Source organism: Nonomuraea maritima, assembly GCF_900100395.1.
GTDB classification, from domain to species: domain Bacteria; phylum Actinomycetota; class Actinomycetes; order Streptosporangiales; family Streptosporangiaceae; genus Nonomuraea; species Nonomuraea maritima.
Genome location: NZ_FNFB01000006.1, coordinates 274,965 through 300,111, shown reverse-complemented (window position 1 = coordinate 300,111; position 25,147 = coordinate 274,965). Strand labels below are relative to the sequence as shown.

Here is a 25,147-nt window from a genome sequence, read left to right as displayed (position 1 = left end):
ACGGGGACCTGCCCATACTTTGGGCAGGACCCCGGCCGGGGGTGACCGGTTCCGCCCCTGCCGGTGGCGCACACTGGCCCGATGGGGGTGCTGGTCAGGGTCGAAGGCATCGTTCAGGGCGTGGGGTTCCGTCCGTTCGTGTACGGGCTGGCCACGCGTCTCGGCCTGTCGGGCCGGGTCGGCAACGACGGTCACGGCGTGTTCGTCGAGCTGGAGGGCGACCGTCCCCTGATCCGCGAGTTCCTGCACCGGCTCGAACGCGACGCCCCGCCGCTCGCCGCGATCGAGCGCGTCACCGTCCGGCGGGGCGCCGTGCACGCGGCCGGGTTCACCATCGTGCCGAGCGCTTCTGCGGGAGCGTCCCGCACGCTCGTCTCGCCCGACATCGCCACGTGCGCCGACTGCCTGGCCGAGCTCCGCGACCCCGCCGACCGCCGCTACCGCTACCCGTTCGTCAACTGCGTCAACTGCGGGCCGCGCCTGACGATCGTGCGCGCGATGCCGTACGACAGGCCGCTGACCACGATGTCGGGGTTCGCGATGTGCGCCGACTGTCACACCGAGTACCACGACCCGGCCGACCGCCGCTTCCACGCCCAGCCCATCTGCTGCCCGTCCTGCGGCCCCCGACTGAAGCTGGTCGGCGCGACCGGCGACCCGCTGGTGGGGTCCGCCCGCGTGCTGCGGGCGGGGGGCGTGCTGGCGGTGAAGGGTCTCGGCGGCTACCACCTGTCGGTGCTCGCCTCGGACGACCGCGCCGCCGCCGAGCTGCGGCGGCGCAAGCGACGCGGCGACAAGCCGTTCGCCGTCATGGTCGCCGACCTCGACGCGGCCCGGCGGCTGTGCGAGGTGGACGCGACGGGCGCCGCCCTGCTGAAGGACCGCGCCCGACCGGTCGTGCTGCTGCCGCGCCGCCCGGACGCCGCCGTGGCCGACGCGGTCGCGCCAGGACAGCGCCGGCTGGGGCTGATGCTCCCCTACACGCCGCTGCACCACCTGCTGCTTGCCGACACCGCCGCCCCGATCGTGCTGACCAGCGGCAACGTCGCCGACGAGCCCATCCTGTACGACGACCGCGCCGCCCTGGAGAACCTCGCCGGCATCGCGGACGCCTTCCTCACCCACGACCGTCCGATCCACCTGCGCGCCGACGACTCGGTGGTACGCCCCTTCGACGGCAAAGCAATGGTCGTCCGCCGTTCACGCGGCCACTCCCCCCGCCCGTGCACGCTCCCCCTCGCGACGACCCGGCAGGTGCTCGCCTGCGGCGCCGAGTTGAAGAACACCTTCTGTTTGGCGAAGGGCGCACACGCGTTCGTCTCCCCGCACATCGGTGACCTGGAGAACTGGCCGACGTTCCGCTCGTACGTGGAGACCGTCCGGCACTTCTGCGGCCTGTTCGGCATCCGCCCCGAGGTCGTCGCCCACGACCTGCACCCCGAGTACCTGTCCACCAAGCACGCGCTGACCCTGCCGGACGTCGAGCTGGTCCCCGTGCAGCACCACCACGCCCACATCGCCTCCTGCCTGGCCGACAACGGCGAGAGCGGACGGGTGATCGGCGTCGCGTTCGACGGGCTCGGCTACGGCGCCGACGGCACCCTGTGGGGCGGCGAGTTCCTGCTGGCCGACCTGGCCTCGTTCGAGCGGGCGGGGCACCTGGCCCGCGTGCCGATGCCGGGCGGCGCCATGGCGGTCCGGCAGCCGTGGCGGATGGCCGCCGCCTACCTGGCCGACCTCCCGGACGTCGAGGCCCCGCCGGTGGCCGCGCGCAACGGGCCGCGCTGGCGCCAGGTGACCGCGCTGGCGCGCGCCGGCGGCCTCGGCGCGCCCCTGACATCGAGCGCCGGCCGCCTCTTCGACGCCGTCGCGGCGCTGGTCGGCGTCCGCGACACGGTCACGTACGAGGGGCAGGCGGCGATCGAGCTGGAGCAGCTCGCCGATCCGCACGAGAAGGGCGGCTACCCGGCGGGCGTCTCCCGCGACGGCGGCCTGCTGGTGGCGTCCGGCGCCGACCTGGTGCGCGCCGTCGTGGCCGACCTCGCCGCGGGCGCCGGCCCGGCCGTCGTGTCCGCCCGCTTCCACCACGGCGTCGCGGAGCTGATCGTGCGCTGCTGCCGCCTGCTGCGCGAGGACTCGGGCCTTGCGACGGTGGCCCTGTCCGGCGGCGTCTTCCAGAACGTGCTGCTGCTCAGGCGCACGCTGGACGGCCTGCGCGCCGCCGGCTTCCGGGTGCTCACCCATGCCGCCGTGCCGGTCAACGACGCCGGGATCAGCCTGGGCCAGGCAGCCGTGGCCGCCGCCCGCGATCACATCGGAAGGTCGTCCGGCACGTCCTGATGGGGCCACGGGGACGCCCCGACCACGGTGCCGTAGACGACGTGGTCCACCAGGAGCGCCACGCGTTCCCGCGTGCGATGGGGACGCGGCGTGCCCAGCACGGGCGCGATGACCGCCTCGAACACCGCCCAGAACGCCAGCCCGTACACCGGTCCCACCCAGGGCCGGCGGCGGACCCGCCAGGGCAGCAGCCCGAACAGCAGCCCGCCGAACGCCCCGTACGACCAGTGGGTGAGCTCGACCATCGCCGGACGCCGCGCGGCGGGCACCCGCCGGGTCACCTCAGGGGCGGCCCGTTCGAGTACTGCCTCAGGAGGCACCTTCCGCACCAGCCCGACCGCCGTGGTGAACTGCCGCAATCCGGACATCGCCATCGCGCCGATCACGCCGCGCGCGGTGGCCCGCGGCAGTGACCGTGGCGGCCGTGGTGCCACGTATCGGTACGAACCGGTGGTGCGCGGTGGAGCTTGCGTCATGGTTTGCAACCTTCGTCAGAGCGGTATGTCCGCTACGTAGAGGTGCGTGTCGACTACCGAAAGGCATCGACCCTAAACCTCTGCGGCATGGCCGAGAAGGGGGCTTGGGTCATGACATCGACGACACCTGCACCGGTCGCCCTGGAGGAAGTCCACATCCTCTGGACGTCGGAAGGCATGAGCTGCGACGGCGACACCGTGGCCGTCACCGCGGCGGGGCTGCCGAGTCTGGAAGAGGTGCTGCTCGGGCTCGTACCCGGGCTGCCCAAGGTGCACCTGCACAACAAGGTGCTGGCCACCGAGGTGGGCGACGCCTTCATGGCGCCCTTCCACCAGGCCGCACGCGGCGAGCTCGGCCCGTTCATCTTCGTGGTCGAGGGCTCGATCCCGAACGAGCGGATCAACGGCGAGGGCTACTGGTCGTCCATGGGCAACGACCCGGTCACCGGCGAGCCCATCACCGTGAACGAGTGGATCGACCGGCTCGCGCCGAGGGCGTGGGCGGTGGTCGCGATCGGCACCTGCGCCACGTACGGCGGCATCCACGCGATGGCGGGCAACCCGACCGGCTGCATGGGCCTCGGCGATTACCTCGGCCACGACTTCCGGTCCGCCGGCGGACTCCCCATCGTGAACGTGCCCGGCTGCCCCGTGCAGCCGGACAACTTCATGGAGACGCTGACGTGGCTGCTCTACCAGGCAGCGGGGATGGCGCCGACCATCCCGCTCGACCAGATGCAGCGTCCCACCTGGCTGTTCGGCAAGACCGTGCACGAGGGCTGCGACCGCGCCGGCTACTACGAGCAGGGCGACTTCGCCCACGACTACAACTCGCCCAAGTGCCTGGTGCGCGTGGGCTGCTGGGGTCCGGTCGTCAACTGCAACGTGCCCAAACGCGGCTGGATGGGCGGCATCGGCGGCTGCCCCAACGTGGGCGGCATCTGCATCGCCTGCACGATGCCCGGTTTCCCCGACAAGTTCATGCCGTTCATGGACGAACCCCCCGGCTCGTCCGTGTCGGCCGCGGCGAGCGGCGCGTACGGCGCGCTGATCCGCAGGCTGCGCTCCATCACCAACCGCTCGGCGAACAAGGAGCCGAAGTGGCGGCACAACGGCCGCAAACTGACCAGCGGGTACGACCCGCGCTGGGGTAACTAGGGGGACGGCAAGGTGACAACCCGTACTGCGGGCCGGGGTCAGAAAGCGGAGACCGCTCGCGAACTCGTCGAGATGTCGTGGGACCCGATCACGCGGATCATCGGCAACCTGGGCATCTACACGAAGATCGACTTCAAGAACCGCGAGGTGGTCGAGTGCAAGAGCACCTCGTCACTGTTCCGCGGCTACAGCGTCTTCATGAAGGGCAAGGACCCGCGCGACGCCCACTTCATCACGAGCCGCATCTGCGGCATCTGCGGCGACAACCACGCGGTGTGCTCGATCTACGCCCAGAACATGGCGTACGGCGTCAAGACGCCGCCGCTGGGTGAGTGGATCATCAACCTCGGCGAAGCGGCCGAGTACATGTTCGACCACACGCTCTTCCAGGACAACCTGGTCTTCGTCGACTACTGCGAGCAGATGGTCAAGGAGACCAACCCGAGCCTGCTGCGCCAGGCCGAGAACACCCAGGCGCCGAACGCCGGCATTCACGGCTACCGGACGATCGCCGACATCATGCGCGCGTGCAACCCGTTCAGCGGTGACCTCTACCGCGAGGCCCTGCAGGTCAGCAGGGTCACCAGGGAGATGTGCTGCCTCATGGAGGGCCGGCACGTGCACCCGTCGACGCTGTACCCGGGCGGGGTCGGCACCGTCGCCACGCCGCAGGTGTTCACCGACTACCTGGTCAGGCTGCTGCGGGTGCTCGACTTCGTCAAGAAGGCCGTCCCCATGAACGACGACCTCTTCGACTTCTTCTACCAGGCGCTGCCCGGCTACGAGGAGGTCGGCCGCAGGCGCATCATGCTCGGCTGCTGGGGCGCCTTCCAGGACCCGAACGTCGTCGACTACGACTACCGCACCATGAACGAGTGGGGCAGGAAGATGTTCGTCACGCCGGGCGTCATCGTCGACGGCCGGCACGTGACCACGAACCTCGTGGACATCAACCTCGGCATGCGTATCCTGCTCGGCAGCTCCTACTACGACGACTGGCAGGACGAGACCACGTTCGTCACCCACGACCCGCTCGGCAACCCGGTCGACCAGCGGCATCCGTGGAACCAGACGACGCTGCCCAAGCCGCAGAAGCGCGACCTCGACGGCGGCAACTACAGCTGGGTGATGAGCCCGCGCTGGTTCGACTCGCGTACCGGCGACTACCTGGCGCTCGACACCGGAGGCGGCCCGCTCGCCCGGCTGTGGTCGACGGCCCTCGCGGGCCTCGTCGACACCGGCACCGTACGCGCCACCGGCAGCAGCGTCGAGATGATCCTGCCGAAGAGCGCGGCCCTGCCGGAGACGCGCCTGGAGTGGAAGATCCCGCGCTGGGCGAACACCATCGAGCGCAACCGCGCCCGCGCCTATTTCGTGGCGTACGCGGCGGCGATGGCCGTGTACTTCGTCGAACAGGCCATGAACGAGGTCCGCGCCGGGCGCACGCAGGTGTTCGCCGACTTCGACGTGCCGGACGAGGCGATCGGCTGCGGCTTCCACGAGGCGGTGCGCGGGGTGCTGTCCCACCACCTCGTGATCAGCGAAGGCAAGATCGCCAACTACCACCCGTACCCGCCGACGCCGTGGAACGCCAGCCCGCGCGACATGTACGGCACCCCGGGACCGTACGAGGACGCCGTGCAGGGCCTGCCGATCTTCGAGGAGAACGACGCCGAGTCGTTCAAGGGCATCGACATCATGCGTACCGTACGCAGCTTCGATCCGTGCCTGCCCTGCGGCGTCCACATGTACCTCGGCGGCGGCAAGGTGCTCAAGCAGGTGCACTCGCCCACGTTCGGGAACGGTGCCGGCGGATGAGCGAGCGCCTCCACCGGATCGAGGCCCTGCTCGAAGAGGCCGACGCGGCCACGATCGAGCTCGTCACCGAACTGCTCGACCTGTACGGCGAGGGCCTCGAACGCGTCATGGCGACCGTGGACGAGGAGCAGGCGGCGCGCCTGGCCGCCGACGAGCTGGTCGGGTCGCTGCTGCTGCTGCACGACCTGCACCCGCTCGACCGTGACGCCCGGCTGCAGGCCGTGCTCGCCGGCGGGTCCGCCGAGCTGCTGGCCGTCGAGGAGGGGCGGGTGCGGCTGCGCATGCGCCCCGCCGGCTGCGGCACCGCCGCCGCGGCGGCCGCGCTGCGCCGGGCGGTGCTCGACGCCGTCCCTGAGGTCGACGAGGTCGAGGTCGAGGTCGGTGACGCGACGCTGATCCCGGTCGAGAGCCTGACGGTCCGCCGCGCGGCGGCGCCATGACGGGCGCGCTGCACCGGCTCGCCTCGCGGGCTCGCGAGCGCCGGCAGCCGGAGCAAGTGCAGGAGCAGGAGTGCGAGCTGTGCGGCGAGCCGCTGGCCGCCGTCCACCGCCACCTGCTGGAGCTGCCGGCGCGCGAGCTGCGGTGCGCCTGCCGGGCCTGCCAGGTGCTGTTCGACCACGGCGCGGCCGGCGGCGGGCACTACCGCCTCGTCCCGGAACGCCGCCTGCGGCTGGACGGCTTCACCCTGGACCAGCCGGCCTGGGCGCACCTGGGGGCGCCGGTGCGCACGGTGTTCCTCGTCCAGCACTCCGACGGGCCGCCGACCCTGTACTACCCGAGCCCGGCCGGCGCCGTCCGGGCGGCCGTCGACCCGTCCGTCTGGGAGCGGCTGTGCCGGGCCGACCCGGCGCTCGACCGGGCGCGGCCGGAACCGGACGTCGAGGCCCTGCTCGCCGACCGCGACCACGGGGCCTGGATCGTTCCGGTGGACGACTGCTACGCGCTCGTCGGCACCGTACGGGCTCACTGGCGCGGGCTGAGCGGCGGCAAGGACGTCCGCGACCACATCACCCGCTTCTTCACCCACCTCCGCGAGCGGTCGGTCACCGTACCGGCCGGCGACGACAGGAGTCCAGCGTGAGCAGGAAACAGCCGATCAGGACCGGACACCCCGACGTGCGGCCGGACGCCGCGTCCCACGTCAAGGGCGTCAAGCAGGGCAACTCCACCGGCAACCTCGACAAGCAGGCGGGCCACCTGCCGGACGGCCGCTCCACGGCCAGGCGTTCGACCTCCATCAACCCCGGCATGCATGACCCGATCGACCCGGACATGCCGAACCTGTCGCCCGCCTGATGCCGCCGTCACCACCGGCCGTGCGGATCGGCGTGGCGGGCGCGGAGCCCGCCACGCCGTCCGCCGCGCCCGCGCTGCGCTTCCTGCTCGACATCGAAGCGGACGCCCCGATCCGGGCGCTCACCCTGACCACGCAGATCCAGATCGACGCCGCCGCCCGCGCCTACGACGACGAGGCCCGCGACCGGCTCCGTGAGCTGTTCGGCCCTCCGGGGACCTGGAAACCCGACCTCCCCGGCCTGCTGTGGGCGCAGACGGTCACCCATCTGCCCGGCTTCACCGGGTCCACGACCACGCCGGTCACCGTGCCCTGCACGTACGACTTCGACGTGGCGGCCACCAAGTACCTGCACGGGCTGCGGGACGGCGAGGTGCCGCTGCGGTTCCTGTTCACCGGCACCGTCTTCTACCTGGACGGCGCCCGGCTGCAGGCCGCGCACCTGCCGTGGGACACCGAGGCCGAGCACCGCATGCCGGTGGCCGTCTGGAAGAACCTCATGGACCGGTACTTCCCCGACACGGCCTGGATCCGGCTGGAGCGGGACACCTTCGACCGCCTGCACGCGCACCGGACGCGCCACTCCCTGCTCGGCTGGGACGACGCTGTGCGGTCACTGCTGGAGACGAGCGAGAGCTGAGGCATGGACCACGTCAGACAGATCGCGCAAGCCGTGCTGTACGAGGGCTACCTGCTGTGGCCCTACCGGGAGTCGTCGCTGAAGAACCAGCACCGCTGGACGATAGGCGGCGTCCACCCCGAGGCGTACGGCTCCGCGCACGACAACCATCCCTGGCGGATGCGTACCGAATGCCTCGTCGAGGCCGAGCCCGGCGACACCGTGGACGTGTGCGTACGCTTCCTGCACGCCGTCACCCGTGACGTCGTCCGCGTGCGCGACGGCGCGGAGGAGCGGGTCGCCGAGCTGGTCGCGGGCGGCGAGCGGCGGCTGCCCGGCCAGGAGGCGCAGGAGCGCGAGACGCACGCCTCGGGGCTGGTCCTTGACGACCTGTGCCGGGCCCCGGCCGTCACGGACATCGCCTTCCCCGCCGGCGAGAGCCGCGAGCCCGTGGGCGAGCGGGCGGGAGCCGTGCTGCACCGCTGGCAGGCGCTGCGCGGCCGGATCGAGACCGGCGCCCGGCGACTCGAGCCGGGCCTGTTCCTGCTCACGGTCGAGGTGGTCAACACCACGCCGTGGCCCGGGGGCACCCGCGACGACGCCGTCCAGCGCACGCTCGTCTCCGCGCACACCGTGCTGCACGCGCCGCACGCCCGGTTCGTCTCGCTCATGGACCCGCCCGACGCGCTGCGGGCGTACGCGGCCGAGTGCGACAACGTCGGCGCCTGGCCCGTGCTCGTCGGCGAGGAGGGCGACCGGCACACCGTCCTGTCGGCCCCGATCATCCTCTACGACCACCCGCGGATCTCGCCGGAGAGCCCCGGCGACCTGTTCGACGCGACCGAGATCGACCAGCTCCTCACCCTGAGCGTGCTCGCCCTCAGCGACCGCGAACGGGCGGACGCCCGCGACGGCGACCCCCGCGCCCGCGAGATCCTCGACCGCTGCACCGCCCTGTCCGCCGACGAGCTGATGCGCCTGCACGGCATCATGCGCAAGGAGCCGCAAGGATGAACACGTTCTGGGACCGGATGGCCGGCCGTGGACCCGACGAGGTCACGGTCGCCGGGATGCCGGTCGGCCCGGGCAGCCGCGTCCGGCTGCGGCCGCGCAGCCAGGCCGACATCGTCGACCTGGCGCTCGACGGCCGCGTGGCCATCGTGGAGAGCCTGGAGGAGGACGACGAGGGCGCCGTCCACGTCGCGGTCACGCTCGCCGACGACCCGGGACGCGACCTCGGCGACGCCCGCATGCCGGGCCACCGCTTCTTCTACTCCGTCGAGGAGATCGAGCCGCTCGGCGAGCCGGACGAGCCCCCTGCGCCCCGCGTCCTGGTCGCCGGCATCGGCAACGTCTTCCTCGGCGACGACGGCTTCGGCGTCGAGGTGGTCCGCCGCCTGGCCGAGGAGCCACCCGTTCCCGGCGCGGACGTCGTCGACTTCGGCATCCGCGGCATGGACCTGGCCTACGCGCTGCAACGCGACTACGCGGCCGTCATCTTCGTGGACGCGGCCCCCATGGGCTGCTCCCCCGGCACGCTGTCCGTGCTCGAACCCGACGTGCCCGACGACGAGGACACGCTGGTCGAGACGCACGGCATGGACCCGGTCAGGGTCCTGAGGCTGGCCCGCGGGCTGGGCCGCCTCCCCGACCGCGTGCGCGTCATCTGCTGCGAGCCCGCGGCGGTCGACGAGGCGCTGTTCGAGCTGAGCTCGCCCGTGGAGGCGATGGTCGGCGAGGCGGTCAGCCTTGTGAAGGCACTGGTTATGGAAATGATTGCGGAAAACGCCGGTCCTGGCTGCCGCGATCGACTGACGCGGTGAGGTGATCTGTGATGAGGAAGTCTCGCGTGGTGAAGCTGCTCGTTCTGTGCGGGCTGGCGGCGATCGTCGCCCACCAATGGCCGGAGATCCACCGGTATCTGAAAATCTCACGAATGTAGGGCGGCATGCACGAGATCGGGATGTGCGAGGGCCTCGTCGAACTCATCCAGCGGCAGGCCGACGGCCGGCGGGTCACCGCCGCCCGGGTACGGATCGGCGCCCGTCACGCGGTCGTGGACGACGCCTTCGACCAGGCCTTCGCCGTCGCCGCGGCCGGCACCACGCTCCAGGACACCGCGGTCGAGCTCGTCATCACACCGATGACGGTCGCCTGCGACACCTGCGGCAGCCGCGCGGAGTGCGCCGACCCGCTGGCCGTCTGCCCGGTCTGCGGCAGCGACGACGTCCAGGTCAGCGGCGGCGACGAGCTGGTCCTCGAGTCGCTCACCTACGGCGAGGAGGCGCCCGATGTGTCTCGGCATCCCCGGTGAGCTGGTCGAGTTCGGCAAGGACGACGCCGAGCTGGCCGTCGTCGAGATCAGCGGCGTGCGCCGCCGCATCAACGTCGGGCTGCTGGCCGACGAGGGCCTCAAGCCCGGCGACTGGGTGCTCGTGCACGTCGGCTTCGCGCTGTCGAAGATCTCGGAGGACGAGGCGCAGGCCGTGCTCGACGCCCTGAAGGAGCTTGGCCAGCAGTACGAGGAAGAACTGGACGCGCTGCGCGCCTCGGACGTCGGATGAGGGAGATCGATGCGCTTCGTCGATGAGTTTCGCGACGCCGGCCGGGCGCGCGCGCTGGCCGCGCGGATCGCCGAACGCTGCCGTCCAGGACGGCAGTACACGTTCATGGAGGTGTGCGGCGGCCACACGCACACCATCTACAAGCACGGGCTGGAGGACCTCCTGCCGCCCGAGGTGAACCTCGTGCACGGCCCCGGCTGCCCCGTCTGCGTGATCCCGATGGGACGCGTGGACGACGCCATCCACATCGCCCGACAGCCCGACGTGATCATGACCTCGTTCGGCGACATGACCCGCGTGCCCGGCGGCACCGGCTCCTTCCTGGACGCCAAGGCCGCCGGGGCCGACATCCGGATGGTCTACTCGCCGCTGGACGCGCTCACCATCGCCCGCGCCAACCCCGACCGGCGCGTGGTCTTCATGGCCATCGGCTTCGAGACCACCGCGCCCTCCACGGCCATGACCGTGCTGCGGGCCGCCGAGCAGGGCGTGACGAACTTCTCCGTCTTCTGCAACCACGTCATGATCATTCCGGCGATCAAGGCCATCCTCGACTCGCCGGACTTCCGCCTCGACGGGTTCATCGGCCCTGGCCACGTGTCCGCGGTGATCGGCTGCGAGCCGTACGGGTTCATCGCCCGCGAGTACGCCAAGCCGCTGGTCGTCGCCGGATTCGAGCCGATCGACATCCTCGCGTCGGTGCTGATGCTGCTCGACCAGCTGGCCGAGGACCGCTGCGAGGTGGAGAACCAGTACGCCCGCGTGGTGCCGTGGCAGGGCAACCGCATCGCCCTGTCGGCGATCGGCCGCGTGATGCGGCTGCGCCCGCACTTCGAGTGGCGCGGGCTCGGCTTCATCGCCCACTCCGCCCTCGCCATGTCCGACGAGTACGCCGCCTTCGACGCCGAACGCGTCTTCGACCTGCCGGGCGTACGCGTCGCCGACCCGAAGCCGTGCCAGTGCGGCGAGGTGCTGAAGGGCGTGCTCAAACCGTGGGAGTGCAAGGTCTTCGGCACCGCCTGCACGCCGGAGACGCCGATCGGCACGTGCATGGTGTCCTCGGAGGGCGCGTGCGCGGCGTACTACAACTTCGGCCGCTTCGACCGTGAGCAGATGCACCGGGCGGCAGGGGAGGCGAGCCGGGCATGAACCGCGAACGACAGGTGCTCGCCCGCATCGAACGCGTACGTCGCCGCAAGCCCGTCGTCCGGGAGGAGCTGATCACGCTCGCCCACGGCGCAGGAGGCAAGGCCACGCACACCCTGATCGAGGCCGTCTTCCTGGAGGCGTTCCGCAACCCGCTGCTTGAGCCGCTCGGCGACGGCGCACTACTGGCGCCGGCCGCCGAGCGCATGGCCTTCACCACCGACTCCTTCGTGGTCTCCCCGCTGTTCTTCCCCGGCGGCGACATCGGCGACCTGGCCGTCAACGGCACCGTGAACGACCTCGCCATGTGCGGGGCCCGGCCGGCACACCTGTCGGCGGGCTTCATCCTGGAGGAGGGGTTCCCCGTCGCCGACCTGAGGCGCATCACCGCCTCCATGGCGGCCGCCGCCGAGGCGGCCGGCGTGACGATCGTGACCGGCGACACCAAGGTCGTGCAGCGCGGCAAGGCCGACGGCTGCTACATCACCACGTCCGGCGTCGGGTACGTCGAGCAGCCGGTCACGCTGTCGGCGGCCGGCGTGCGGCCCGGCGACGCGGTCATCGTCTCCGGCTCGATCGGTGACCACGGGGCCGCTGTGATGCTGGCCCGCGACGACTACGGGATCGAGGCGTCCGTCGCCTCCGACACCGCGCCGCTGCACGACATCGTCGCCGAGCTGCTGAAGGCGCTGCCCGAGCAGGTCAGAACGCTGCGGGACGCCACCCGCGGCGGGGTCGCCACGGTGCTCAACGAGGTGGCGAGCGCGTCGGAGACGGCCATCGTGCTGCGCGAGGACGCCGTGCCGGTGCGCCCGGAGGTGACCGGGATCTGCGAGCTGCTCGGCCTCGACCCGCTGTACGTCGCCTGCGAGGGCCGGTTCGTGGCCGTGGTGGACGGCGCCCACGCCGACCAGGCCCTCGACGTGTTGCGCGGCCACCCACTGGGAGCGGGCGCCGCGATCATCGGCAGTGTCGCCGCCGACCCTCAGGGGCTGGTGCTGCTGCGTACCTCGTTCGGCGGCACGCGGGTGGTGGACGTCCTCGTCGGCGATCCCCTACCGCGCATCTGCTGACACCAGTTCTGCCAGGACATGGTAGAGCGTCGCCTGCGCCTCCTGGACGCGGTGCACCGACGAGGACGGCACGGTGAACTGGTACTCGGCCAGCCGTTCCTCGGCCATGCGACCCCCGCCGCAGCCGGCGAAGCCGATCGTGACCATCTGCCGGCTCGCGGCCTGCACCAGGCCGCGCAGCACGTTCACCGAGCCGCCGCTCGTCGACAGCGCGCACGCCATGTCGTCGGGGCCGCCGAGCGCGGCGAGCTGGCGCGCGAAGACCACGTCGAAGCCGATGTCGTTGCCGAGGGCCGTCATCAGCGCGGCGTCCTCGGCCAGCGACACGGCAGGCAGGCCGCGCGCGGCGAAGAGCCGCGCCATCGACTGCGCGTCGGTGCTGCTCCCGCCGTTGCCGAAGGTGAACAGCCGCCCACCGGCCCGGAAGGCGGCCGCCATCGCCGCCGCGCACTCCGACAGCCGCTCCCGCTGCTCGTCGAGCACCCGCCGGCGCAGTTCGAGGCTCTCCGCGGCCTTCTCGACCGTGGACGCGCGCACGTCGAGCGCGTCACGCCGCAGGAACGGGTACAACGTCTCACTCATGACTCGGCCCTCTCCACCACGGCGATCGCCTCTTTCGCATGCACCAGTACGGTGTCACCGACCTGCGCCTCCACCAGGGCGACGCTGATCTCCTCGGTGCCCGTCCCGGTGTCTGCCCGCGCCATCCCGCCGGGCAGCAGACCCACGACCTTCACCTGTACGGCGACGTCACCGCACGTCACGCAGGAGTCGCAGGCGGGCTCCCGCTCGTCGTTCACTCCGCCTCCTGGAACACGTGGACCAGCTCCCACAGCAGGTGGTACACCGTGATGTGGATCTCCCGCGCGACCAGCGGATCGGCGCTGCGCGCGCACAGCACGTGATCGGCCTCGGGGAACTCCTCGTTCGCCGTCAGGGCGACGGTCAGCAGGCCCAGTGAGCGCGCGGCGGCCAGGTCGCCGGTGGCCGGGCAGATGCCGACGGCGATGTCCTGCGGCCGTCCCCACATGCCGAGCAGGGCGGGCTCGCCTCCTAGGCAGAGTGCCGGCAGCGCCCGCTTGCCCACGATCACCGGATGGGTGAACTCCACCGCCACGTGCGCGGCGTCGGCGGCGGCCTCGCCGCGGCCGAACGCCAGCAGCCTGCCGCCTGCGCGGAACCTGTCCGACATCGCGTTCGCGGCCTCGATGACCGCGTCGACCTCTGCTGTCAACGCCGCGCCGGCAGCATCACGGCTTGCGACGATCTCATCGAGCACGGTGGCCCTCCCGCCTTTCCGGGGCACGACCTCCCCATTCCACCGTGACGCCCGGCGCGGGCCCGTCCCCTCGCCGCAACCAGTTCGGCAAGATCTCGGCAAGCTTCTCCACTCGTGCCGGGACATGAAACGGCCCCGCCCGCCAACGATGCGGCGGGCGGGGCCGTGCACGCTGTGTCAGAGGCCGAGGCCCCCGAGCTTGCCCAGGAGGGTGCCGAACACGGTGGTGGTGACCCCGTTGAGTGCGCTGCCGCCACTGCTGGCGTCCTTGTCGGCAGCGGCGGCGGGGGCGGCGAGCGCGGCGGTCAGCATCGCGCCGGAGGCGAGAACGGCGGCTATACGAGCTTTCACAGGCATCTCCCACGAGCGGTAGCGGAAAAGAATACGTCCGGCACTCTATGAGACGCCTCTGAACGAACATCGCCGTCACAGGTCCGCACAGTGGTAAAAGCATGGTCGCTGGTCGGAAAAGGCACCCGCACCACACCGGCGGGTGAAGGGGGATGTACCCACGCCCACGTCCGTCAGCCATGGCCTGACGGAACAGGACCTGGTAGCCGGCCTGCCGCCCTGACGACACGTCCCGGTCGCGATCAGCAGTGCCACGCGAGGAACGTGAAATAAATACGGCGACGATAAAGTGCCGGCTAAATCCCTACCGTCTTCCTCGAATCCGGGATGCCTTCCTCCGGAAACGCTGTTGACCATAGTGAAAGGTTAATGTCGGCACCGTTATCCGGGGGCATCATGGTGAACAAACAGTATCTGGGGCTGTTGGGCTTCAGGCCGGTCTACGATCCCTACCCCGACCCGTACGGAAGCAGCGACAGCGGGTCCGACGCCGGTCGGGCCAGGCGCCGCCGGAGGCGTCGCCGCTGACGGAGACTGACGACAGGGACAGGGGCGCGGCGGAGGCCGTCCGGCCTCCTTAACGCCCCTGTTGCCCCATGTGGCAAGGCGATCGCATCACGCGCGGCTGTGCCACCGCGCGCCGGCACGGCAAGCCTGACCACGCACAGCGATGCGGGAGCCCCGGCCAGACACCGTACTTCACCGAGGCACGGTGCCGCGGCACCCACTAGGGACTGTCCGGCCCTGACTCAACGCGGGTCGACGTCGCGCTCCTGGCCGCGATGCTCATGCATATGGGAGCCGGGCTTCTCGTGTTGATGTGGTTCCGAGGCCGTCTCGACGAAGAGGCCTCGCTCGAGAGTGCGATAGGCCACCGCGATGAGAGGGACGGTGACGACCGCACCCGCGATTCCGCCGATCAACGTCCCGGCGGTGACACCCAGCAGCACCACGGCCGGGTGCAGATGCACGGCCTTGCCGATGATGACCGGTGCCAGCAGGTTGCCCTCAAGCTGTTGGACGACGACCACCGCGGCCAGGACCAGCAGCGCGTCGGTCACTCCATTGCTGACCAGTGCGACCAGTACGGCAACCGCTCCGGCCACGATCGCGCCGACGATCGGCACGAACGCGAACAGAAAGGTGAGGAATCCCAGGGCCAACCCGAGCGGCACCTGCAGCAGAACCAGCGCCAAGCCGATGCCGAAGCCGTCGACTGCGGCCACCGTCACGGTTCCGCGCACATAAGCGACCAGAGTACTCCACCCGGTGCGGAAGGCCGCGTCCACACGTTCCCGGCTTCGGGACGGAAAGCGGGGCACGATCCATTCCCACATGGAAGGCCCGTCGCGCAGGAAGAAGAACAGCAGCACCAGCGCTGTCGCGGCGGCTGCGAGCGTCTGCAGGGTGGTCATCGCGCCGGCGAGAGGACCAGGCGCGACACCCTGCAGGGCTTTCGTCAACTCCCCAAGAGCCGCATCCAGCTGCTGCTGACTGAGCGGACCCGCGGTCAGGAAGGCGCGGAGCCGTTCGAGTCCGGTCACCAACTGCTGACGCAGGTCGTCGGACTGGGCGATGGCCTGGTTGGCCACCACAGTCAGAGGGCCGGCGACTATCAGGACAAGCAGGACAAGCGCACCGAGCGCGCTCAGCGCCCTGGGAACGCGCAAACGGCCAAGAAATGCCACCACCGGGTGGAGAAGCGCGGTCAGGAACAGCGCGGCCGTCACCGCCAGCGTCACCGGCGCGATACGCACCAGCACCCAGCCAACCAGGGCCGCGGCAGCAGCGATGACAAGGAAGCATGCGCTGGTCGCGCCTGTGGTGCGGAGCCTGCCTGGTACGGCGGCCCAACCGGCGGGCATCCGGTCGCGCCCCTCCGACGTGCTCGGTCCGGCGCCGGACTCACCGAGTCGTCGCGGCACGATCCGGCCTCCGCGTCACCTGGGCCTTTCGAGGCATGCGCTGGCCCTACCCCGACGCGTCGGGACCACGCATCGCGCCGAAGCGAGCCCCTTCTTCCCTGCTCGTCGCAACGCGGGCCAGCGGAAACGCGCTCACCATGGATCTTGCCCTCGTCCCGGATGTCAGGCGGAGGTGACCGGCCAGTGACCGGCGAGCGCCTGTCGTACCGACTGCTCCAGTTCCTGCAAACGAGCCCGCTCTCGTTCATCGAAGGAGTGTCTGTGCATCGCATCGGTCAGCCGTGCCAGTTGCCCGGACACGGCGCGGTGATGCTCCGGGCTCCGGGTGGTCCAGGCCACCTCGCGCAGGAGCGTGAACATTCTGGCGAGCACGTACGGGTCGTCGGACCCGTAGCGGCGCGGCTGGGTGAGCACCAGATCCAGCATTGCGGCGAAGTCCGGGCGTGGCAGCACCACACGTACGCGTCCAGCGTCGTCGTGCAGCAGGCGCGAACCGAGGCGATAATGCGCCGCCTCGCAGAGGAGCGCGGCAGCGTGGCTCAGCGCGTGTACGGCGGTGGTCGGATCGTTGACCCCCGGTGACAGTGCCCGCACGGCGATGTCGATGATTTGGCGCAAGCCGAACTCGGGGTCCTGAGCCGCGGTCCGCTCGGAGTCCGTCCGCAGGGCGCCGTTCAGCGCGTCCACGAGCCGGGTGACGGCAGACTCGTCCAGTTCCCCCCCTTCGGCCGCCCAGGCCACAGCCACGGGCGTGCCCGCGATCAGGAAATCGCCCGGGTGGTCGGCGAGCACGACCACAGCACCTGTCTCGAGCGCGGCGCCCAACAGGGGCTGTCCCTCGACAGCCGTGAGGAACCCCGACGAGCCCGCGCACAAGGAGACTGTTCTGCCGCCAGGGGTCGGAGGTACCTGCGGGATCCCGTCGTTGTCCCGCTCGTCGCCGTACACATGCCGCATCGTCGCCTCGGTGTCCGCGTGTACCTGACGCAGGATCGACTCCACACGAATCTGCCGAGCGAGATGGGCCAGGAACCCCACCAACATGCCGACGCTGGCCACCCCGAGAACGAACCCTACGGTCACCGAGACTTGAGGTACGAAGGCGTCCTGGTCGTCCAGCGAGGCCCGCACGGTGCGCAGCACCGTCAGCGAGTACACGAACGTGCCGAGCAGCAGAGAGAGGGTGACGTGGACGAACGGATCCGCAGCGAACGTGCGCAGCACACGCGGCGAGTACTGGCTGCTGGCCAACTGCAACGTGACCACGGTCAGCGAGAACGTCAGCGAGGTCACAGTGATCAGCGAGCTCGCCACCGCCGACAGCACCGTGCGCGCCGCCTCCGGGCCGCCGCTGAACAGCCAGGCGGTCAGACCGGGCGGCATGCTGTCGTTCATGGCCGCGTCAAACCGGGGCAGGCCGACTCCCAGCAGGAGTGCCAAGAGCAACGCCAAGGCCGGCAGGGGCCACAGCTGAGACCGCAGATTGTCGACCAGGACGCTCCACCGGTTCAAGCCGCGCCTCCTCCCCACGATGACGACACCAGCGATCGTCAACGTCAGCCGGAACGGGGACCCGCCACCGTGTGCCACGGGTCACCCGTACGGAGCGTGCGACCACCGCGCCTCGCCATTGTGCAGCCGGGCTGCGCGATACCCGCCACGCGACACGCGTCCGCACAGCTCACAACCTCGAACAGGCAGGGACGCGGCGCAGCAACGCGGCGCCATTGGCGCTGCTGCACTGTGTGGAGACGTTCACCATCCGGTCGGCGACCTGGCCGGCCGGTGAACAGCAAACCGCCTCTCGCCCGCGGTTCCTCCGCAGGCAAGAGGCGGTGTGATCTGGTGGAGGTGGCGGGAATCGAACCCGCGTCCTTCAACCCCAAGTCAGGGCTTCTCCGGGCGCAGCCTGCTGTGCTTTTCTCGGCCCCGGCGATCACGCAGGCGAGTCGCCGACGGGCCCAGCCACTGTTTGGTTTCCCGCTCTCCCCCGTGGCCGGGTCGAGCGGTTGAGCCTTCTAGCGATGCCAGACACCGGGCCGAAGGCACTCCCGGGCTGACAGTGGTTTCGCTGCTTAGGCAGCGAGGGCCAGGGAGTCCCTGGCCGCCACAGTGCTCTTGGAATTGGCACTTGTTGTTTGCGGTCACAGGATTAACGAGGTTATGTCCGCAGTCCTCGGCCCGCTTCACCTGGCTTGCAAAGTCGAAGTCGAAGCCAGTCACCCCCTGTGCAATTATCAACACACCCCTCGCGAGGAGCGCGCGACAAGAATCTACCCCGAAGAACGCCTCGAACGCCAACTAGATTCCCGAAAGGCGAAACCCCCGGGAGCGCGGCGCTGAGGCACACGCTCCCGGGGGCCGACCGGCAGGGTCGAGCCGGTCCGGACGGCAGGACTTCCCCCGAGATGAAGTCCTGATCTCATCACGGCGACTGGGACCGCAACCCCCCGAGCGGGCCCAGTCACTCAGTAAGACGCAACGAGCCGCCCGGATGGTTGCTCACAGTCACGACAATTTCACGGAGCGCTGTTGAGGCCCGCGAAGAAGCTGCCCGCGACGGCCGCAGGGTTGTAGTTCTTCGCCAGCACCGCGACCGCCACATCGCCCTGCCAGCCGACGAACCAGCTCTGCCCGTTGCCTGCCGCCGCCGTCACGCCGTACACGCGGCCCTTGCCCGCCTGCGCGGGCGTGCCGGCCGCGCCGGCCCGCATCATCGCGGTCAGCGCCGTACGGACCTCAGGGTCGACCGGCACCGGAGACGGCTGGACGGCCGGCACCGGATCGGCCGCCGGGTCGGGCGCGCTGGGCTCGGTGACCAGCACAGGCGGACGCCAGGTGCCGGAGGAGACCGCCGCCGCAACGAGGGCCAGCCCGAGCGGGCTCACCTGGACGGTCTGGCCGGCGATGGCCTTGGCCCGGTCGGCGTCGCCGGCGAGCGGCGGCAGCGTGCCGCTGAACGACCGCAGCGGCAGCTTCCACGGCTGCCCCAGGCCGTAGGCCCGGGCGCTGCGGCTGAGGTCGTCGGCCGTGACACGGCGCGCCAGCGAGGCGAGCGCGGTCACGCAGCCCCTGGCGAAGTTCGCCTGGAACGTGGCCGACGTCGTGGTGCCGACCACCTGGCCCGTCTGCACGAACCTGGCACCGCCGACGGTGCGCTCCTGCGGGCAGGCCAGCCGCTGCTTGGGGCTGACTCCGCGCCGGAGCAGCGCGTCGGCCGCCACGATGGAGAACGCCGTGCCGGCCGGGAACTTGCCCGCCAGCGCGTCGCGCTCCTGGTTCATGCCCTTGGTGCCGACCGCGAGGATCTGCCCGGTGTCGGCCTGCACGGCCACCAGCGCGCTTGTGGGCGTGGCGGCCACGGCCCGCTCGGCCGCGGCCTGCGCGGCCCGGTCGATGGTGGTCTTCACCGGTACGTTCTGCCGGCCCCGCCACTCCTTCAGCAGCGCCACCTGCCTGCCGGACTTCAGATCAAGGATGATCACCTTGGTCTGGGTGGAGCCCGTCAGGTAGTCCTGGTACGCCTGCTGCAGGCCGTTGCGGCCCACGGAGTCGCCGGCCCGCTGGGGGCCGCCCAGCTTCTGCTCGGTCTCGGGAGTGAGCGCGCTGACGCTGCCCACGATCTGCCGGGGCGCGTCGGGGTTGACCGGCTGCGGCTGCGGATCGACCTCGATGCCGTCGATGGCGTCCAGTTTCGCCCGCATCGACAGGTAGCGGGCACGGCCGAACGTCACCAGCCCCACGAACTTGTCGGGTGGCGACGACCGTACGCGGCTCAGCAGGCGGTCTTGGGCGTATCCGGTGACCTCGGACAGCTGCGCGACCACCTCTTCCGCCCGGTCGCCCAGCGTGGCCGGGTGGACGCCCGCGACGTAGAGCACCTGGTCGGTCTGCAGCGGATCGCCCGCCCGGTCGAGCACCGGCTGGCGGGGCTTCGGCTCGGTGTCGACCGCGAAGCGCTGCCCCTCCTTGAGCTGCGGGTGCAGCACGGACGGCGACCAGTGCACCTTCCACGCGCCGTTCACGAGGTGCAGCGGGAGCACCCCTTCGTACTGCCACAGGGGGTTGTTCTCGCCCAGGTCGACCTCGGCCTCGAAGTCGGCCTTGGACTGGTCGCCCTGCACGTTGATGCCGGTGATCCGGAAGCGGAACGACGCCGCGTCGAGCTCCTGCTTGGCGTCGGCCAGTGCCTTGCGAACGGTGGTCTGGTCGCCGTCGGTGCGCCCGGCGGCCAGGTCGTAGTCTTCCGACTGCCAGCCGACGAGGAAGTCGCGCACCGCCTCGTGCGGCGAGGACTCCTCGAAACAGCCGGTCAGGGTGGTGGCCGCGACCGTCAGGGTGACGGCCGCGGCCAGGGTGCGGCGGGCACGTGTCATGAGTCGTGAAGCCTCATCGGTTGTGGTGCCGCAGGGCTCGGGCCATCTCTCGTTTGGCCTGCTGCTCGGCCAGGGACTGCCGTTTGTCCCAGTCTTTCTTGCCGCGCGCGACGGCGATCTCGACCTTGGCGCGGCCGTCCTTGAAGTACAGCGTCAACGGCACGATCGTGAGCCCGCCCTCCTTGGTCTTGGCGGCGAGCTTCTCGATCTCCTTGCGGTTGAGCAGCAGCTTGCGCTTGCGCCTGGCCGCGTGGTTCGTCCAGGTGCCCTGCGCGTACTCGGGGATGTGGACGTTGAGCAGCCACGCTTCGTTGTCGTCGATGCTGGCGTAGCCGTCGACGAGCGAGGCGCGGCCCTCGCGGAGCGACTTCACCTCGGTGCCCTGCAGCACGAGCCCCGCCTCGAAGGTGTCCTCGATGTGGTAGTCGTGCCGAGCACGCTTGTTCTGGGCGACGATCTTCCGCCCGGTCTCACGTGGCATGTATCGACTTTACCGGCGGTACGCCCCGAGACGGTTCATGAGCACGATCAGACCCTGAGGTAGCGGCGGAGCGTCACGAACGAGGCCAGCACACAGATGAGCACACCGATGATCATCGTGATGGTGATGGTCTGGGCGACGTCGTTCCAGGTCAGCTGCGCGGTGGCGTCACCGAAGTAGCCGGCGATCTCCTCGAACAGCATCACCTTCGTGACGATGAGGATGACCGCCGCGAACACACCGCCGATCAGGCCGGCGATGGTGCCCTCCATGATGAACGGCAGCTGGATGTAGAGGTTGGACGCGCCGACCAGCCGCATGATGCCGGTCTCGCGGCGCCGGTTGAACGCCGACAGCCGCACGGTGTTGCCGATCAGCAGCGCCGCCGCCAGCACCAGGATGATCGCGACCGCCAGGGCGTAGATCGTGAGCGTGTCGAGCATGTCGAAGAACTTGCCGATCAGCTCTTTCTGGTCGGTCACCTGCGCCACACCCGGCTGGCCCTTCACCGCCTGGATGATGGGCTGGTAGTTGTCGGGGTCGACGAGTTTGATGCGGAACGACGCCGGAAGGTCTTCCACCCTGGTGGCCTCGACGAGGGCCTTGCTGGCCGCGTACGTCTCCTTGAAGTTCTTGTACGCGTCAGCCTGGCTCTCGAAGAACACCTCCTGCACGCCCGGAGTGCCCTCGATGAGGGTCTTGAGCGCGTTGGTCTGTGCGGGCGTGATGGCCTTGCCGTTGCAGTCCGGCATGGCCGAACCCTTGGTGCACAGGAATACCGAGATCTCGACCTTGTCGTCCCAGTAGCGCTTCATGGTCGAGACCTGGGCGTTGATCATCAAGCCGACGCCCAGCATCGCCATACCGACCGCCACGGTGATGATCACCGCGATGGTCATGGTCAGGTTGCGACGGAGGCCGATCCAGACCTCGGAGAAGATGAAATTCGCCCGCATGTTGTGTCTGCAGCTCCCTGTCAGTACGCCTGGCCGTAGACGCCACGCGACTGGTCACGGACGATCTTGCCGTCCTCCAGCTCCACCACACGCTTGCGCATGGAGTCGACGATGGCCGCGTCGTGGGTGGCCATGACGACCGTGGTGCCAGTCCTGTTGATGCGGTCGAGCACCTTCATGATGCCGATGCTCGTCGCGGGGTCGATGTTGCCCGTGGGCTCGTCGGCCAGCAGGATCATCGGCCGGTTGACGAACGCGCGGGCCATGGCGACGCGCTGCTGCTCACCGCCGGACAGCTCGTCGGGCATGCGGTGGGCCTTGCCCTCCAGGCCGACCAGCTCGATGACCTCGGGAACCACCTTGCGGATGAACCGCCGGGGCTTGCCGATGACCTCGAGGGCGAACGCCACGTTCTCGTAGACGTTCTTGTTCGGCAGGAGCCGGAAGTCCTGGAACACGCAGCCGATGCGGCGGCGCAGGTGCGGCACCTTGAAGTTGGAGAGGCGGGCCAGGTCTTTGCCGGCGACGTGGATCGCGCCGGAGTTGGGCCGCTCCTCCTTGAGGACCAGACGCAGGAACGTCGACTTGCCTGATCCCGAGGGACCGACGAGGAACACGAACTCACCCTTGTCGACGTCGACGGAGACGTGGTCGAGGGCGGCTCGGTTCTGGTTCGTGTAGACCTTGGTGACATTATCGAAATGGATCACGAGAGCATCACGGCATGCCAGTCTAGGGGCCAGGACGGACGCGAGGGTGGCACATGCCCACTTCCCGTCGCCGACCAAACGGGGACGTCATCTTTACCAACGATCGACGTTCCGATTGGCCAGACGACAGTCTAGGGGGAAGACTGGCATGGAACGTCCATAACGGAAACAAAACGATTGTGCGGCTAGACTTGGGGCTGTCATGAGCTGTGAACACCTCGTATGCGCGCACTGCGCCCACCCTGTGGTCGAAGGCCGCTGCCCCACCTGCCGCGCCGGCAGAGAGCGGATGCACCAGCACGGCTTCGCCGGGCTGTCACCCGCCCTCATCGCGGCTCTTCTGATCGCGTTGCTCGTGTTGACGCTCGCGATCGAGCACCTAGTGGGTCTCTGACTCCTGCCGCCGCATCCAGCGGATCTCCGACTCGATGAAGTCGTCGAGGTCGCCGTCGAGCACGGCTGACGGGTTGCCGGCCTCGGTGCCCGTGCGCAGGTCTTTGACGATCTGGTACGGGTGCAGCACGTAGTTGCGGATCTGCGTGCCCCACGAGGTGGTCGTCGCGCCGCGCAGCTCCGACATCTTCTCCGCCTCTTCCTGCCGCTTGCGCTCGAGCAGCTTGGCCTGCAGGACGTTCATGGCGGTCGCGCGGTTCTGCAGCTGCGAGCGCTCGTTCTGGCAGGAGACGACGATGCCGGACGGCAGGTGGGTGATGCGCACCGCCGAGTCGGTGGTGTTGACGCCCTGGCCGCCGGGGCCGCTCGACCGGTAGACGTCGACGCGGATCTCGTCCTCGTTGATGTCGATGTGGTCGGTCTGCTCGACGACGGGCACGATGTCGACGCCGGCGAACGACGTCTGCCGGCGGCCCTGGTTGTCGAACGGACTGATGCGGACCAGCCGGTGGGTGCCGTGCTCGCCCCGCAGCGTGCCGTACGCGTAGGGGGACTTGATGGTGAACGTGGCCGACTTGATGCCGGCCTCCTCCGCGTAGGAGGTGTCGTAGACCTCGGTGGAGTAGCCCTTGCGCTCGGCCCACCGCAGGTACATGCGCAGCAGCATCTCGGCCCAGTCGGCCGCGTCGACGCCGCCGGCCTGCGAGTTGATCGTGACGAGCGCCTCGCGGGAGTCGTACTCGCCCGACAGGAGGGTGCGGACCTCCAGCGCGCCGATGTCGGACTTCAGCGTGTCGAGCTCCTTGTCGGCCTCGGCGCGCGTGTCGTCGTCGGCCTCCTCGGCCGCCAGCTCGTAGAGGACCTTCAGGTCGTCGAGACGGCGTGCGACGCCCTCGACGCGGTTGAGCTCGCCCTGAAGGTGGGAGAGCTTGCTCGTGACCTTCTGCGCCTGCTCTGGGTCGTCCCAGAGATCGGGCGCGGCGACCTGCTGCTCCAGCTCCTCGATCTGCTTGCGCATCGCGCCGAGGTCGAGCACGTCCTGGATGCTGCGGAGCGTGCCCGCGAGCTCGTTGATCTCTTCTGCCGGATCGATGCCTGCCACGTCTCCCAAGGGTACGCGACCGACGCACGCCCGAATAACATGGCGAGGTGCGTGCATTCGGTCGGCGGAAGTTGCTGGCGCTCGCCGTCGGTGTGCTCGCGACGGTCAGCGCCTGCAGCGTCGGCGCCCGATCGACCCCCGTGACACCGTCCGCGTCCGCCCCGAAGCCCTCGCCGTCCCTCGCTCCGCCGGCCGTGACCAGGGCCGAGGCCGCCGAGCAGTTCGCCGCGATCACCGCCACCGACGACGCCCTGCGCGCGCCGAGCGATTTGCAGGGCCGCCTCGACCTCGAGGTCAAAGACCTCATGACCGGCGGGCAGGCCGAGCTCACGAAGGCGGCCTTCCTGTCGCACGACTTCGCGCCGCCGCGCTACCGGTGGGGCCCGCCGACGCTGTTCGTGCCGAGGTTCCCCGAGGGCGAACGGTCGCCGTGGTTCAGCGCCCTGGCGACGCGCAACGGGCAGCCCACGCTCCTGACGTTCACCAAGTCCAACGAGTGGCGGCTCAGCTCGGCCGCGCAGCTGCTGCCGGGCGAGCGGCTGCCCGACATCCAGCTCGACGCCGACGGCTACGCGACGGCGGTGGCCACCGACGACAAGACCGTCACGATCAGCCCGCAGTTCATGGGCCCCGTGCACGCCAGCGTGGCCGAGACCGGCACGGCGGGGGTCACGGCGGGCCTGCTCGCGCCCGGCCCGTACACGACCGACGTGGCCGAGCAGATCGCGACCTACCGCGAGACGGCCAAGAGCGACGGGTTCAGCTACGACTCGCTGTTCAGCGCCGACAACTTCCCCGTCTACGGGCTGCGCACCGCTGACGGCGGCGCGCTGATCCAGTACTCCCTGACGCGCATCACGTCCACGAAGAACATGACCAACGAGTCGTACATCATCCCGGTGCCGGAGGAGGCGTCCTGGGCGATCACCTCGCCCTCGGTCCCGCGCAGCCTCCGGCTCACCGAGGTGCACCAGTACGCCACCGTCGTGCCCCCGCTCAGCGACCCCGCCCCCGCCCAGGTGATCGCCCACGACGGCGCCCTGACCCGCGCCGCCGGCGACTAGCCCGGGCGGCGCGCCCCCGGCA

27 protein-coding genes and 1 other RNA gene are annotated in these 25,147 nt (G+C 70.2%); 15 read left to right on the top strand and 13 right to left on the bottom strand.

Going from position 1 to position 25,147, the window contains the following annotated elements; genetic code table 11:
- The first annotated feature begins 81 nt into the window (after positions 1-81).
- A complete protein-coding gene (gene hypF, locus BLR04_RS13915) occupies positions 82-2,340 on the top strand; it encodes a carbamoyltransferase HypF (RefSeq protein ID WP_176903070.1) in 2,259 nt (752 codons plus the stop codon).
- Here hypF and BLR04_RS13910 read toward each other — a convergent pair.
- A complete protein-coding gene (locus tag BLR04_RS13910) occupies positions 2,310-2,816 on the bottom strand; it encodes a hypothetical protein (protein ID WP_245740238.1) in 507 nt (168 codons plus the stop codon). The genes hypF and BLR04_RS13910 overlap by 31 nt on opposite strands.
- 111 nt (positions 2,817-2,927) lie before the next feature.
- On the opposite strand from BLR04_RS13910, the gene BLR04_RS13905 reads away from it, so the two are divergent.
- The 13 genes from BLR04_RS13905 to hypE are packed head-to-tail and all read left to right on the top strand — an operon-like array spanning position 2,928 to position 12,488.
- Positions 2,928-3,974: an NADH-quinone oxidoreductase subunit B family protein gene (locus tag BLR04_RS13905; protein ID WP_090763948.1), complete on the top strand. Its 1,047-nt coding sequence runs from the start codon at positions 2,928-2,930 to the stop codon at positions 3,972-3,974.
- Between the two features lie 12 nt (positions 3,975-3,986).
- Complete coding sequence (locus BLR04_RS13900; RefSeq protein WP_245740237.1) at positions 3,987-5,792, top strand: nickel-dependent hydrogenase large subunit; 1,806 nt, start codon at positions 3,987-3,989, stop codon at positions 5,790-5,792.
- Positions 5,789-6,232, top strand: coding sequence for a hypothetical protein (locus tag BLR04_RS13895; RefSeq protein WP_090763753.1), 444 nt, complete (start codon positions 5,789-5,791; stop codon positions 6,230-6,232). Before BLR04_RS13900 ends, BLR04_RS13895 begins: the two co-directional genes overlap by 4 nt.
- On the top strand, positions 6,229-6,873 hold the full coding sequence (locus BLR04_RS13890; RefSeq protein ID WP_090763751.1) for a DUF5947 family protein: 645 nt from the start codon (positions 6,229-6,231) through the stop codon (positions 6,871-6,873). Before BLR04_RS13895 ends, BLR04_RS13890 begins: the two co-directional genes overlap by 4 nt.
- Positions 6,870-7,088 (top strand): hypothetical protein, encoded by a 219-nt coding sequence (locus BLR04_RS13885; protein ID WP_090763748.1) that lies wholly within the window; start codon positions 6,870-6,872, stop codon positions 7,086-7,088. The genes BLR04_RS13890 and BLR04_RS13885 overlap by 4 nt, the downstream gene beginning before the upstream one ends.
- Before the next feature lie 20 nt (positions 7,089-7,108).
- Positions 7,109-7,726, top strand: a complete 618-nt coding sequence (locus BLR04_RS13880) for a DUF6084 family protein (RefSeq protein WP_090763745.1) — start codon at positions 7,109-7,111, stop codon at positions 7,724-7,726.
- Positions 7,727-7,729: 3 nt separating this feature from the next.
- The gene (locus tag BLR04_RS13875; RefSeq protein WP_090763742.1) at positions 7,730-8,719 is read left to right on the top strand and encodes a hypothetical protein; all 990 of its coding nucleotides are present in this window, start codon (positions 7,730-7,732) and stop codon (positions 8,717-8,719) included.
- Positions 8,716-9,528: a hydrogenase maturation protease gene (locus BLR04_RS13870; RefSeq protein WP_245740236.1), complete on the top strand. Its 813-nt coding sequence runs from the start codon at positions 8,716-8,718 to the stop codon at positions 9,526-9,528. Before BLR04_RS13875 ends, BLR04_RS13870 begins: the two co-directional genes overlap by 4 nt.
- Before the next feature lie 11 nt (positions 9,529-9,539).
- Positions 9,540-9,647, top strand: a complete 108-nt coding sequence (locus tag BLR04_RS42720; RefSeq protein ID WP_393494639.1) for a DUF6893 family small protein — start codon at positions 9,540-9,542, stop codon at positions 9,645-9,647.
- A 6-nt stretch (positions 9,648-9,653) separates the two neighbouring features.
- Complete coding sequence (locus BLR04_RS13865; RefSeq protein WP_090763738.1) at positions 9,654-10,019, top strand: hydrogenase maturation nickel metallochaperone HypA/HybF; 366 nt, start codon at positions 9,654-9,656, stop codon at positions 10,017-10,019.
- Entirely contained in the window at positions 9,997-10,269 is a 273-nt protein-coding gene (locus BLR04_RS13860; protein WP_090763735.1) for a HypC/HybG/HupF family hydrogenase formation chaperone, read from the top strand. The genes BLR04_RS13865 and BLR04_RS13860 overlap by 23 nt, the downstream gene beginning before the upstream one ends.
- 9 nt (positions 10,270-10,278) lie before the next feature.
- Complete coding sequence (gene hypD, locus BLR04_RS13855; protein ID WP_090763733.1) at positions 10,279-11,418, top strand: hydrogenase formation protein HypD; 1,140 nt, start codon at positions 10,279-10,281, stop codon at positions 11,416-11,418.
- Entirely contained in the window at positions 11,415-12,488 is a 1,074-nt protein-coding gene (hypE, locus tag BLR04_RS13850; RefSeq protein WP_090763731.1) for a hydrogenase expression/formation protein HypE, read from the top strand. Before hypD ends, hypE begins: the two co-directional genes overlap by 4 nt.
- Here the strand turns inward: hypE and BLR04_RS13845 are convergent.
- The 12 genes from BLR04_RS13845 to prfB all read right to left on the bottom strand — a co-directional run bounded on the left by BLR04_RS13845 (position 12,471) and on the right by prfB (position 24,061).
- Positions 12,471-13,070, bottom strand: coding sequence for a D-sedoheptulose-7-phosphate isomerase (locus BLR04_RS13845; protein ID WP_090763730.1), 600 nt, complete (start codon positions 13,068-13,070; stop codon positions 12,471-12,473). The genes hypE and BLR04_RS13845 overlap by 18 nt on opposite strands.
- Complete coding sequence (locus BLR04_RS13840) at positions 13,067-13,288, bottom strand: HypC/HybG/HupF family hydrogenase formation chaperone (protein ID WP_218128885.1); 222 nt, start codon at positions 13,286-13,288, stop codon at positions 13,067-13,069. Before BLR04_RS13840 ends, BLR04_RS13845 begins: the two co-directional genes overlap by 4 nt.
- Complete coding sequence (locus tag BLR04_RS13835) at positions 13,285-13,767, bottom strand: phosphoheptose isomerase family protein (protein WP_245740235.1); 483 nt, start codon at positions 13,765-13,767, stop codon at positions 13,285-13,287. The genes BLR04_RS13840 and BLR04_RS13835 overlap by 4 nt, the downstream gene beginning before the upstream one ends.
- 177 nt (positions 13,768-13,944) lie before the next feature.
- Positions 13,945-14,118, bottom strand: a complete 174-nt coding sequence (locus BLR04_RS40605; protein ID WP_176903069.1) for a hypothetical protein — start codon at positions 14,116-14,118, stop codon at positions 13,945-13,947.
- A gap of 749 nt (positions 14,119-14,867) precedes the next feature.
- Positions 14,868-15,983 (bottom strand): AI-2E family transporter, encoded by a 1,116-nt coding sequence (locus BLR04_RS13830; protein ID WP_090763727.1) that lies wholly within the window; start codon positions 15,981-15,983, stop codon positions 14,868-14,870.
- Positions 15,984-16,205: 222 nt separating this feature from the next.
- The gene (locus tag BLR04_RS13825; protein WP_218128883.1) at positions 16,206-17,555 is read right to left on the bottom strand and encodes a DUF2254 domain-containing protein; all 1,350 of its coding nucleotides are present in this window, start codon (positions 17,553-17,555) and stop codon (positions 16,206-16,208) included.
- 331 nt (positions 17,556-17,886) lie between these two features.
- Positions 17,887-18,270, bottom strand: a transfer-messenger RNA (tmRNA) gene (ssrA, locus tag BLR04_RS13820).
- Positions 18,271-18,562: 292 nt separating this feature from the next.
- Positions 18,563-20,419: a penicillin-binding transpeptidase domain-containing protein gene (locus tag BLR04_RS13815; RefSeq protein ID WP_090763726.1), complete on the bottom strand. Its 1,857-nt coding sequence runs from the start codon at positions 20,417-20,419 to the stop codon at positions 18,563-18,565.
- A gap of 13 nt (positions 20,420-20,432) precedes the next feature.
- Entirely contained in the window at positions 20,433-20,900 is a 468-nt protein-coding gene (gene smpB, locus BLR04_RS13810; RefSeq protein WP_090763724.1) for an SsrA-binding protein SmpB, read from the bottom strand.
- 47 nt (positions 20,901-20,947) lie between these two features.
- Positions 20,948-21,856, bottom strand: coding sequence for a permease-like cell division protein FtsX (gene ftsX / locus BLR04_RS13805; RefSeq protein WP_090763722.1), 909 nt, complete (start codon positions 21,854-21,856; stop codon positions 20,948-20,950).
- A 20-nt stretch (positions 21,857-21,876) separates the two neighbouring features.
- Positions 21,877-22,566, bottom strand: coding sequence for a cell division ATP-binding protein FtsE (gene ftsE, locus BLR04_RS13800; protein WP_090763720.1), 690 nt, complete (start codon positions 22,564-22,566; stop codon positions 21,877-21,879).
- A 379-nt stretch (positions 22,567-22,945) separates the two neighbouring features.
- Complete coding sequence (gene prfB, locus BLR04_RS13790) at positions 22,946-24,061, bottom strand: peptide chain release factor 2 (protein ID WP_090763717.1); 1,116 nt, start codon at positions 24,059-24,061, stop codon at positions 22,946-22,948.
- Positions 24,062-24,108: 47 nt separating this feature from the next.
- On the opposite strand from prfB, the gene BLR04_RS13785 reads away from it, so the two are divergent.
- Positions 24,109-25,125: a DUF8094 domain-containing protein gene (locus tag BLR04_RS13785; protein WP_143022032.1), complete on the top strand. Its 1,017-nt coding sequence runs from the start codon at positions 24,109-24,111 to the stop codon at positions 25,123-25,125.
- Positions 25,126-25,147: the final 22 nt, after the last annotated feature.